Genomic DNA, 10,549 nt, shown 5'->3' with positions numbered 1-10,549 from the left:
ACGTTACGTCAACGAGTATCTAGACTAGTTAGAAAGACCTTATCCTTTTCTAAGAAGTTGGAAAATCACATTGGGGCCATTTGGAATTTTATTCATCATTACAACACTTCTTTACCTCCGTGTGCGTCCTTTCCTTTTTAGGACTACCCCATTTCTTACGTCAAGGCTGCGATAAGTGCGACCTTATCTCTATGCGGGGCATTCCGAATCGAGTGCTAAAGTGAGTATTAGTCATTTTTTAGTAATTTTTTAATCTCAATCTCAATCAATGAATAATCAAGTCGATATTACTAACTTAGAAGAGTTACCGCCTAAACTCCCTTTACTCCAAATGTTTCGGATCGGTCTATTTCAGATGGGTTTAGGGATTATGTCTTTGTTGGTTGCAGGCTTACTGAACCGACTGATGATTAATGAACTGACCATTCCTGCCACCCTTACCGCAGGATTTATTGCCATGCCCCTATTTGTGTCACCGTCTCGCATCTGGTTTGGACAGACTTCTGATGCCAAGACTATTTTTGGAACGCATCGTTCGGGTTATGTCTGGATTGGGGCAGTAGTATTTGCGATCGTCGGATTTTTAACGACCCAGATTATGTGGGAATTAGGACGCAGTGTCCATGAGATGGGATGGAATGGGATGACCTATGTATGGGCAGCTTTTCTGGCGGTCATGTTTGCTCTTTATGGTATGGCAATTAGCTTTAGCTCTACTCCCTTTGCTGCTTTATTAGTGGATATTTCCGATGAGGAAGAACGCTCGAAATTAGTGGGGATCGTTTGGTCGATGCTGATGGTCGGCATTGTCATTGGCGCGATCGCTGTTTCTAAATTGCTTCCCTGCACGGGAGCACCACCAAACGAAATTTCAATTTATGCTAATGGCGATCGCCTTGCTCAGTTACAAAAAGCGGTTAATTCGGTATTTGTGATTGTTCCTTCGGCGGTGGTCGCTCTATCTTTTGCTGCTACCTATGGCATCGAGCAAAAATATTCACGCTATAAGTTGCGCGTTGCGGAAAATCATGTTCTTAATGGAACTAATGCAGAAGATAAACTCAGTCTTGCTAGAGCCTTAAAAGTATTAACGGCGAGTAAACAAACGGGTTTATTCTTCTCATTCTTACTGATGATGACTATTGGCATTTTCATGCAGGATGCAATTATGGAACCCTTTGGCGGCGCAGTATTTGGTATGAGTATTTGTGCGACTACACAACTTAATGCTGCTTTTGGGATGGGTACTTTGATTGGCTTGAGTTCTTCGGGCTTTTTAATCGTTCCCAAACTAGGCAAAGAAAATTCCACGAGATTAGGTTGCTATCTAGTCGCAGCAAGTTGTGCTCTATTACTGGTATCTGGATTTATCCAAAAAACATGGGCTTTGCAAGTTTCCCTAGCGCTTTTTGGTTTTGCTTCGGGAATTACCACTTCAGGAGCCTTAAGTTTAATGCTAGACCTCACAGCCGCAGAGACGGCAGGAACTTTTGTCGGCGCTTGGGGATTATCTCAAGCGATCGCTAAAGGACTTGCCACAGTCGCAGGTGGAGTAGTATTAGATATTGGCAAAAAGCTATTTAGTGATTCTAATACGATCGCCTATGGCTTTGTATTTGTCTGTGAAGCTGCGGTGATGATTTGCGCCGTAGTTTTATTGAGTCGTGTGAATGTGCAGGAATTTCGCACCGATGCCAAACAGGCGATCGCAACAGTATTTGCCAACGAAATTGATTAATAGAATTTGATTAATAGAATTAATAGAATTACCACGCCAAAGGCGCGGTAATTCTATTCTCCAAACCCACCAAGAGAATTAAAGTTAGCCGCACTCTGACTCGCTCGCATTGCCGATTGCGAAAAGACTTGAAAGGCTTTTCTGATTTCGGCATCGCTATTAGCAGGTGTGAGAATCCATTCATCTCGGATGCCCATTTCTTTAAAAACTTTCCGAAAATCCGTGGAGTTATCATCTATGCCCATTGCCGCAATAATGTGATTTTCCATGCGCAACATATCGTGGGCGATCGCGGCAACATCCTTGGCTGAATGGCGGATCGAACCACAATCGTCACCATCGGTAATAATTAGGGTCACAGTGCGAACTGGCACACCATTATCCGAAAATTCCTGTGCCTTCGCTAAGACCGTCCCCAATAGCACTACCGTTTGGTCATAAAGGGGCGTACCTTTATTGGGATCGTAATTTTTGGTATCCATACGAATAGCTTGAGCGATCGGGCAGTAGGGATAGAGAACTATTCCATTCAGATAGCGATTGTGAATCAGAATGTTATCTTGTTGCTGTGAGGAGGTCAGTGCATCGATGACAGAGTTATGTCCACCCCGCACAGCTTGAGCATTACCCGCATATTGAATCGAGCCTGAGTCATCGGGCATGACTGTTACTAGCACAACTTCGCTGGACATTACATCATCAACATGAATGCCAAGTCCTGCTTGAATTTGTGTGCCGAGGTCATAAACAGTCAATGCTTGCAAAGATTCATTGGAAAGGGTTCCGTCATCTAGGGCGGATTGGAAGAGGTCGTTGATGTTGGTCATTTTTATTGGTAATGGGTAATTGGTGATTGGTGATTGGTAATTGGCTTTTGGCTTTTAGTCTTTAGCTTTTAGTCTTTAGCTTTTAGTCTTTAGCTTTTAGTCTTTAGCTTTGGGTTTGTTGTTGATTAGGGGAAGTCTTTTCCTTTTTATTCTGAAAATTTGGAGTTTATACAAGATTGAGATCTGTCCAAGATTCCATTGCCGTAATGGATTTGACCAAGTGCATTCCTGCATCGGCAAAGCGTTGAAATGCTGCATCGGCTTGATCGGTGTAGTCCACAACGTTAGGAACGACTACGGGTGAAGTGCAATCTTCGAGCAGATAGACTTTCTTCGCGAGTTTTGGATCATGGGCGAGAATTTCACTGAGCAAGTCTTGAATTGTCCATGCTACGCAATGGCTCTTAGCTTGACCTGCAATGATTACTGCGTCAAATTCCAGTAACCTTTGCAAAAAGCGCGTATTCTTTTGGGCGATCGGTCTGCCATCGGCTCCATCCATTACTTCAGGACGCAATACGGAATAGTTCTCCGTGAGAGGATTGCCACCTTTAATCTCAAAGTTAGTCTGACTATGCCTTGCGATATTATGGAAAAACATTGCTTCTTCTACAGCCGAAACTAGCGCATGACCGATGCCGCCGAGCATGGAGTGATAAGCCCAAACCGTAAGTGGAAACTTGCCTTCATCGCTGAGTTTTTGGACATAATGCAAGGCGTGGCGCTGGATTGCCATGTAGTTTCCTTTGGCGAGACTATAGGCGATCGCTGGATTTACTTTCCACTTGCCTTGCTGGACATCTTCTAGAGTAATAGAAGTGGCATTGGGAATGGGATGTTCGCCTGCGTCATTTACCCAAAAGATGGGATGGAAGATTTGCATGGCGGTATGCGTGTCCATCGTGGGCGCAATTTCACTGATGTGGTGCAGGTTACGATAGATAAATTCGCACAAACGCACATTATCTTCGATCGCACCAGTACCAGAGCGACCACCGACAAATAGCTCATGATCGGGAATACAAAAGGTATTCTGCACATCGATCGCCATCAAACAAATTTTCTTGCGATCCTTAGCGGCGGGTACAATGCCATGTTGTTTTGCCCATGCTTCGGCTTGGTTTGCCCGATCTTGATAGGGAACACGCCATACCGATCCGACTTTGTGGCGATCAAAAAAGGCAGGAATGGGAAGTTGTGTAACAATTTGAGTAGTCATGGTTAGAGTTTTCCTGTTTTAAAATTATTGAAAAGAGAGAGAAAGAATACCCAGAATTTTGTCGATGTTGCTGAGTTGATACTCAGTTAAATCAATCTCTACAAGGCGATCGCATAGTCTCAAAAACTTCCAATCGTTGCCAGTGGTGGCGGCCCCATAGATGACAGAAATATCATTTTGGTGCTGTTGATTAAAAAGTTTCGCTCCCCACATTTCGGCAATACATTGTCCTAACGCTCCGTTGATATTCTCCTTTTTCGCCTCAACTACAACGACTACAGGTGCTTTAAGCATTAGTTGTGAAGGCGATCGGCTTAATAAAAAATCACAAACACCATTTAATCCAGAATCGCGATCAATATTTAGTTCCACACCTGAGAATAAACTCGCTTTGTCTAAGTATTTCTTGCGAACTTCTACTAAAATCGGCGCAATAATTAATTCCGATCGCGCTTTTTCGGTGTTCATTGCCAGTGCTAAAGGAACAAATTCTTTTAGAAGTTGTTTTAGAAATTCACTAGTTTCCGCTAATGGAGAATCATCTAGTAAATTAGCCCGTTCAGTAACCGTGAGGTCAAAGGCTATTTGAACTGATTCTAGAGTAAATTCACTGTAAGACATGATTTTCAAGGAAAAAGTTGAAAGGAAAAAGGAAAAATCTGGTGTTAAGACAATTGTATCTGTAAAATCTTTCGGGTGTGAATCGCATAGATGCCTTGCGAACCGACGATTAGAGAACAGCCGCTATCGACATAGGGTTCGGTTTCGGGGAAAGTTTTATTAATCATAATCTGTCCATTTCGCACCTCGACTCTAGCGATACCTTCGTCAGTGGGAACAAATAGCCAATTTGCGATCGCACTGCCTCCATGAATATTCGTCAACCATGTAATATCGCCTTTTTGACCAACGAGAGTTGCTACTAATTCACCATTAGGACGCAATACAGAAACTCGATGCATGATGTTGCCTTGCTCTTGGGTGATGGTGAAGAACCAGCAGATTTCATTACTAAAGACGCAATTTACATCGATTAATTCTCCTTGAATGGGGGGGGGATTCAGGCGATCGCATATTCCTGAACGTATAGCATCAAAGGTAAAAGCGACACTGAGAGAACCTGCGCGATAGAAGCCAAACCCGAAGGTTTCCCCAATCCAGAATTGCGTTTGTCCTTCGAGAATATCGCCAATATATTCAGCCCCTAACTTGCCATCGCGGAGTAATTGCCCATTGTCAATCCAATAGCGAGAAAAAGAATTAGCTCGGATTAATTCGGCGGCGATCGCTTGCGTTTGTCCTTGAGTGAGAGTAAGCGCTTTGCTTTGCTTGGTAATGATTGTGGACTTACCAAAGATGGCGAATTGAATATTAGCATTGAGTTCTCCTGACAATAAAACTACGTTGTCTTCGCGTTTAAATTCGTGGTTAGCGTGATAGAGATAATTAAGAGAATTATTTTGTAAAGCGACTTGCAGAATTACGCCTTCGGTTTGGAATATATGGAGAACCTTACACTTGCTTTCATCTCCTGTTCCTCTTGCAGTGGTAGAGGGAACAATCGCAATTAAAGGCGTACAAATTGGGCAAGTAGTTCTTAAATGTTCGATTCCGCATTGATTGCATTTAGTCCAATGCATTGATTCGAGCAAAGATAGGGGGAAAGTACTGCGCCAATCTTTTTCAAAGCAATTGTGGAAATGTTGTAATAAATCATCGGATAGAATTTTGTAAGGAATTGCGGGCTTGGGATAGCGGACATCAGGATGAAATATCGTAATCCTTTGGAGTGGTCTGGCACTGTGGGGAATTATTGCCGCTGGCGATTTGGGCTTATATACGCCGCCATAGGGATCGACATAGAGGAGACTCTGCATCAACATCACCGTGAAGGCATACCAATCAGAATCAGGATTGTGGGGACTGGTTAAAATTGGCTGATTGGCGTTGCGATCGCACAGGATCGGATCGACAAATCTTGCCGTGAATACCTGACAGGGAAATTGCTCAAACTGAAAGGAATCCGCATCAATGAGGTTAACTTGATTTTGAGAAACCAATAGATTCAAATCATTGAAATCACCAATCGTGACATTGACTTGATGGATTTTCAAAACCGTTTCATGCAAGTCGCGAAATAAGTTCGTCACAACTTGCTGTGAGATCGCGTTAGTTTGGCGATAATTGCGATCGCTATATTTCAAAAGCGTTACGGTATTTTGCAAAAATGGCATCGCATAGCCCAATATCATTCCCTGTTTGTCTGTGGCTAACGCTTCAGGTTTAATTACCCTCGAAGGTAAATTTTGGGGAAATGCAGGTAATTTTTGTTGATGGATTGATAATCTCGCTTGAGCTGCTAATTGTTCTTGTGGAAGCAATTGATAATCAGGATGATCAGCAGTTTTGAATAGTTTGAGAACCTTCCCATTTTTGAGATCATAGATATCCGCTTCGCCACCCTTGCCGATCGCATTTTTGGGATTAACTTTAATTCGCTTTTGATTGAGATAGATATCCATGATTTTTACCTATTCAAAATTGGCATATTTTTAATGTAGAAGCAATTCATGAATTGCTTCTACATTTTGTTGTAAGGCAATTGATAAACTTTTCCAAACTCAAGTACTGTATGGCGAATCTGCCGATCTAATTTTTTCCAGACAGGTTTGGCGATCGCTTCAGGAACACCACCATAAAAGGCTTCAGCAATGCTACCTGTAATACAAGCGATCGTGTCACTATCACCTCCAAGGGATACAGCATTGCGAATCGCATCTTCAAAATCCGTTGATTCTAAAAAGGCGATAATTGCTTCGGGAACACTTTTTTGACAGGACACCTCAAACTTATAATTGGGGCGAATTTCATCGATGGTGCGATGCAAATTGTAATGGAAAGTTTGCTCGATATAGTCGCGAATTTCCGCCTTAGTCTTGCCCTGACGCGCTAAGAAAATCGCTACCGCTGTTGCCTGTCCGCCTTTGATACCTTCAGGATGGTTATGCGTTGCCGCCGTACAACGCTCCGCTTCTTTGAGGACATCTTCGAGATTATCGTATGCCCATGCGATCGGGCTGACGCGCATCGCTGCACCGTTACCCCAACTGTTATAGCCTTCTTTCCGATTGCTCATTGCCCAGCAGGTAAATCTCTGTCCAAAACCTGCTAGGGGATAGCACCAAAAGCATTTTTTGAAGTTGCCAGTATAGCTAGTTCCCGTAAGAAGGGATTTTGCTACAGCATAGGTAAGAACGGTGTCATCACTAAAATGACTGTTAAAGGAGAATAGTTTGAAGTCTTTACGCTTCATCGGCACTACTTCGTAAATCGAGCCGATAATATCACCAGCGATCGCACCTAACATAAATTCCTCCATTCCCTAAATTTTTCTACAACTTGGCGAACTCTCGGCGTGAGGTAAGTAAAGACTTTTTCGGCGATCGCTTCAGGAACACCACCATAATAGGCTTCAGCTATGGCTCCTGTAATACAAGCGAGCGTATCACTATCACCACCCAAGGAAATTGCATTCCGAATTGCATCTTCAAAATCGGTTGATTCTAGAAATGCGGTGATAGCCTGTGGAACAGTTCCTTGGCAAGATACATCAAATTTGTATGTTGGACGAATCTCATCCAAGGTGCGCCTCAAATCATATCCAAAGGAATTGACTATTTCTGTCTTAATTTGCTCTTTACTGTGACCTTGGCGCGCCATGAAGACTGTGATTGCCGTTGCTTGTGCACCTTTAACCCCCTCAGGATGGTTATGAGTAACTTCAGCAGAACACTTTGCCTCATGCATGACAGCATCTCTATCTGTATAAGCGAATCCAATGGGACTAACTCTCATCGCCGAGCCATTTCCCCAACTATTGTATGGTTCCATTGCTTCTGAGTTCATCCATTCAATGAATCGTCCACCATATCCTCTTGTGGGATAAAGTCGAGCATAGGTTTTGATATATTCAGCATAGCTACCTTGATGCATTAAGCAATCCGCTATCGCTACAGTTAAAACCGTGTCATCAGTAAATCGGCATCCTTCACTAAAAAGAGGGAAGTCTTTGGATCGGTGATTGGAGATTTCGTAAATCGAGCCAATAATATCGCCAGCGATCGCACCTAACATAAGTCATACCTCGTTCTAAATTCTTCAACTACTTCACGCATTTCTTTAGGCAAGTAACTTAAAGCTTTATCTGCAATATTTTGGGGTACACCACCATAAAAAGCTTCGGCTATGCCGCCTGTAATACAGGTTAAAGTATCGCTATCACCACCAAGGGAAATTCCATTGCGAATTGCATCTTCAAAATCTGTTGATTCTAGAAATGCAATAATTGCTTCGGGAACAGTTTCTTGACAGGACTCATTAAATTGATAAACAGGACGAATTTCGTCTAAAGTTCTATCTAAGTCATAGCCAAAAGATTTTGCGATCGCTGATTTTATTTGCTCTTTACTTTGACCCTTTCGCGCCATATAAATTGCGACAGCCGTTGCTTGTGCGCCCTTAATTCCTTCAGGATGATCATGGGTAACTTCAGCCGATCGCTTTGATTCTTGCACCACCATGTCCAAAGTGTCAAAGGCAAATCCAACTGCACTAACACGCATAGCGGAACCATTACCCCAGCTATTGTATGCTTCCATATTGTCAGAACGCATCCATTGAGAAAACATTAAACCATATCCTCTTGCGGGATATTTACGGGCATAATTTTTGATAGTTTCAGCATAATTACCATTACTCATTAAGCAATCGGCAACAGCCACAGTCAAGACCGTATCATCGGTATAACCACATCCTTGTCCAAAGAGCGAAAATTCTTTAGAACGATGGTTATTAAACTCATAAATAGAACCGACAATATCACCAACAATTGCACCTAACATAGTTTTTTCCTTTTGGGTAATTGGCTTTTAGCTTTTAGCTTTTGGCTTTTAGCTTTTGGCTTTTAGCTTTTGGCTTTTGGCTTTTAGCTTTTAGCTTTTGGCTTTTAGCTTTTAGCTTTTGGCTTTTAGCTTTTTTAAGTGATTGGTAATTCAAAGTTTTTCTTTGTAAGCTAACAGCTAACAGCTAATTGCTAACAGCTAATTGCTAACAGCTAAAAACCTTCTAATCACTACCAAACTCGTATCATCTGACAAAACGCCCGATCGCTTAATTAGTTCTCGCTTATGCCAATCAGGCTTGGCTTCTTCCCGATTGAGAATTGCTAATTTGCGGCGGATGGCATCGGGATTTTTGAAATAGCGGGCTTCTTGCCAAAATTGATGGATATCTTCAACTTGTACTAAATCACTAATTCCATCAGTAGCAATCAGAAGGGATTCTAGTTCTGATGTGGGTAGGCGATCGCGTATTTCAAAATTTATCGCTTCGGGTTTGTACAGCCCATAGGCTAGATAGGGGGGAGCATTATTGGGATAGGGAGAGATTTGCTTGAGTTTGCCATTGATCGCGATCGCGCCATCGCCCATAGAGAAAGTGATGGTTTCGCGAGGCGTAATTAATGCACCGACAATTGTAAATAACAGGTAATCATTCACAAATTGCATATCAGCATTAGCAATCGAGCCAATATCCTGTAATTTCCGCAATAAATGGAGCTTAAGAAGATGCCAAAATTCAGGCTCGATTTCTAAATCTTGATTTTCCTCTTGATTGAGTAGATCGGCGATCGCATTAATCACCAGATTTGCGCCTAACTTTGCACCGACTTCGCTATGTTTACCACTACCGCAGCCATCGCACACCACCGCAGTTATACATTTTTCTTGTTTAACAATCTGATAAGCATCCTGATTGTTTTTGCCAGCGAGAACATGGTTACGCCCGATGATGGAACCGCTTGCATATTCAAATTGATTTGTTAAATCCTGATCAAAGAATTCAGAAATATCTAGCGATCGCTCATCGAGAATATCTACTTGTTCTTGCATCGCGATATAGTGTATAAACTACACAAACCAATATAGTGTTATTTTTACACTATGTCAACTATGACTGGCAAAGTTTCTGCATAGCAGAAACTTTGCCCACCTAAAACCTATGTCACATACCTACGAATACCCCCGACCTGCCCTCACTGTTGATTGCATTGTATTTGGACTTGACATGCAGCAAGAACTTAAGGTTATGCTCATTCAGCGCGATATTCCTCCATTTCAAGGGAAATGGGCGATCCCTGGGGGATTTGTGCGTATGGATGAGACCCTTGAGGAGGCTGCTTTGCGTGAACTGCAAGAAGAAACGGGAATTCATGATGTTTTTCTAGAGCAGCTTTATACCTTTGGTAACTTAGATCGCGATCCCCGAGATCGCACGGTCACGGTTGCCTATTACGCCCTGATTGATCTTTGCGAGCAGCAAATTAAAGCAGCAACCGATGCAAGGGATGCCAATTGGTTCCCGATCGATCGCATCCCGCCACTTGCCTTTGACCATAATGAGATTTTGCGAATAGCGATCGCGAGATTGCGTGGCAAAATTCGTTACGAGCCGATTGGGTTTGAGCTATTGCCGACGCAATTCACCCTTTCCCAACTCCAAAAACTTTACGAAACCGTACTAGCTCGATCTTTAGACAAGCGTAATTTTCGCAAAAAAATCTTAAATATGGACTTACTGATTGACACTGGGGAAATCGAGCAAGGTGTTCCTCACCGCGCCGCAAAACTATATCAATTTGATGAGGATAAATACTTACAACTAAAACAAAATGGGTTTAACTTTGAAATCTAACCCCGAAATCTC

11 protein-coding genes are annotated in these 10,549 nt (G+C 42.5%); 3 read left to right on the top strand and 8 right to left on the bottom strand.

The genetic code is table 11. The features are described 5' to 3' along the window. Nucleotides 1-141, top strand: a 141-nt coding sequence (locus tag PSE7429_RS24270; RefSeq protein WP_233424305.1) for an IS1 family transposase, incomplete at its 5' end; no start/stop codon positions are given. 127 nt (nt 142-268) lie between these two features. After that, a complete protein-coding gene (locus tag PSE7429_RS06600) occupies nt 269-1,738 on the top strand; it encodes a BCD family MFS transporter (RefSeq protein ID WP_009626325.1) in 1,470 nt (489 codons plus the stop codon). 53 nt (nt 1,739-1,791) lie between these two features. Here the strand turns inward: PSE7429_RS06600 and PSE7429_RS06595 are convergent, their stop codons facing one another. From PSE7429_RS06595 to PSE7429_RS06560, 8 genes are all read right to left on the bottom strand, one after another. Further along, complete coding sequence (locus tag PSE7429_RS06595; protein WP_009626324.1) at nt 1,792-2,565, bottom strand: hypothetical protein; 774 nt, start codon at nt 2,563-2,565, stop codon at nt 1,792-1,794. 166 nt (nt 2,566-2,731) lie between these two features. Then, nucleotides 2,732-3,784, bottom strand: coding sequence for a cysteine hydrolase family protein (locus tag PSE7429_RS06590; RefSeq protein ID WP_009626323.1), 1,053 nt, complete (start codon nt 3,782-3,784; stop codon nt 2,732-2,734). A gap of 24 nt (nt 3,785-3,808) precedes the next feature. Beyond that, nucleotides 3,809-4,405, bottom strand: a complete 597-nt coding sequence (locus PSE7429_RS06585; RefSeq protein WP_009626322.1) for a hypothetical protein — start codon at nt 4,403-4,405, stop codon at nt 3,809-3,811. Between the two features lie 44 nt (nt 4,406-4,449). Next, nucleotides 4,450-6,306 carry a hypothetical protein gene (locus PSE7429_RS06580; RefSeq protein WP_009626321.1) on the bottom strand — a complete coding sequence of 619 codons (1,857 nt, stop codon included), beginning with the start codon at nt 6,304-6,306 and terminating at the stop codon, nt 4,450-4,452. Nucleotides 6,307-6,365: 59 nt separating this feature from the next. Then, nucleotides 6,366-7,151 carry an ADP-ribosylglycohydrolase family protein gene (locus PSE7429_RS06575; protein ID WP_009626320.1) on the bottom strand — a complete coding sequence of 262 codons (786 nt, stop codon included), beginning with the start codon at nt 7,149-7,151 and terminating at the stop codon, nt 6,366-6,368. Next, nucleotides 7,145-7,918, bottom strand: a complete 774-nt coding sequence (locus PSE7429_RS06570) for an ADP-ribosylglycohydrolase family protein (RefSeq protein WP_009626319.1) — start codon at nt 7,916-7,918, stop codon at nt 7,145-7,147. The genes PSE7429_RS06575 and PSE7429_RS06570 overlap by 7 nt, the downstream gene beginning before the upstream one ends. Further along, on the bottom strand, nt 7,912-8,685 hold the full coding sequence (locus PSE7429_RS06565) for an ADP-ribosylglycohydrolase family protein (protein WP_009626318.1): 774 nt from the start codon (nt 8,683-8,685) through the stop codon (nt 7,912-7,914). Before PSE7429_RS06565 ends, PSE7429_RS06570 begins: the two co-directional genes overlap by 7 nt. A gap of 198 nt (nt 8,686-8,883) precedes the next feature. After that, nucleotides 8,884-9,735 carry a protein phosphatase 2C domain-containing protein gene (locus PSE7429_RS06560; protein ID WP_009626317.1) on the bottom strand — a complete coding sequence of 284 codons (852 nt, stop codon included), beginning with the start codon at nt 9,733-9,735 and terminating at the stop codon, nt 8,884-8,886. 109 nt (nt 9,736-9,844) lie between these two features. Between PSE7429_RS06560 and PSE7429_RS06555 the strand changes: the two genes are divergently transcribed. Beyond that, nucleotides 9,845-10,537, top strand: coding sequence for an NUDIX hydrolase (locus tag PSE7429_RS06555; protein ID WP_009626316.1), 693 nt, complete (start codon nt 9,845-9,847; stop codon nt 10,535-10,537). The last annotated feature ends 12 nt before the right edge of the window (nt 10,538-10,549 follow it).

This window comes from Pseudanabaena biceps PCC 7429 (genome assembly GCF_000332215.1).
Lineage (GTDB): Bacteria > Cyanobacteriota > Cyanobacteriia > Pseudanabaenales > Pseudanabaenaceae > Pseudanabaena > Pseudanabaena biceps.
The sequence above is the reverse complement of the archived record's forward strand: the minus strand, read 5'-3'. Positions and strand labels throughout refer to the sequence as shown.

Bases quoted from the DNA above. Each gene is read 5' to 3' on its own strand.
- PSE7429_RS06575 (WP_009626320.1), bottom strand. From the start codon at position 7,151: ATGTTAGGTGCGATCGCTGGTGATATTATCGGCTCGATTTACGAAGTA.
- PSE7429_RS06590 (WP_009626323.1), bottom strand. From the start codon at position 3,784: ATGACTACTCAAATTGTTACACAACTTCCCATTCCTGCCTTTTTTGAT.
- PSE7429_RS06600 (WP_009626325.1), top strand. From the start codon at position 269: ATGAATAATCAAGTCGATATTACTAACTTAGAAGAGTTACCGCCTAAA.
- PSE7429_RS06555 (WP_009626316.1), top strand. From the start codon at position 9,845: ATGTCACATACCTACGAATACCCCCGACCTGCCCTCACTGTTGATTGC.
- PSE7429_RS06580 (WP_009626321.1), bottom strand. From the start codon at position 6,306: ATGGATATCTATCTCAATCAAAAGCGAATTAAAGTTAATCCCAAAAAT.
- PSE7429_RS06560 (WP_009626317.1), bottom strand. From the start codon at position 9,735: ATGCAAGAACAAGTAGATATTCTCGATGAGCGATCGCTAGATATTTCT.
- PSE7429_RS06585 (WP_009626322.1), bottom strand. From the start codon at position 4,405: ATGTCTTACAGTGAATTTACTCTAGAATCAGTTCAAATAGCCTTTGAC.
- PSE7429_RS06595 (WP_009626324.1), bottom strand. From the start codon at position 2,565: ATGACCAACATCAACGACCTCTTCCAATCCGCCCTAGATGACGGAACC.
- PSE7429_RS06570 (WP_009626319.1), bottom strand. From the start codon at position 7,918: ATGTTAGGTGCGATCGCTGGCGATATTATTGGCTCGATTTACGAAATC.
- PSE7429_RS06565 (WP_009626318.1), bottom strand. From the start codon at position 8,685: ATGTTAGGTGCAATTGTTGGTGATATTGTCGGTTCTATTTATGAGTTT.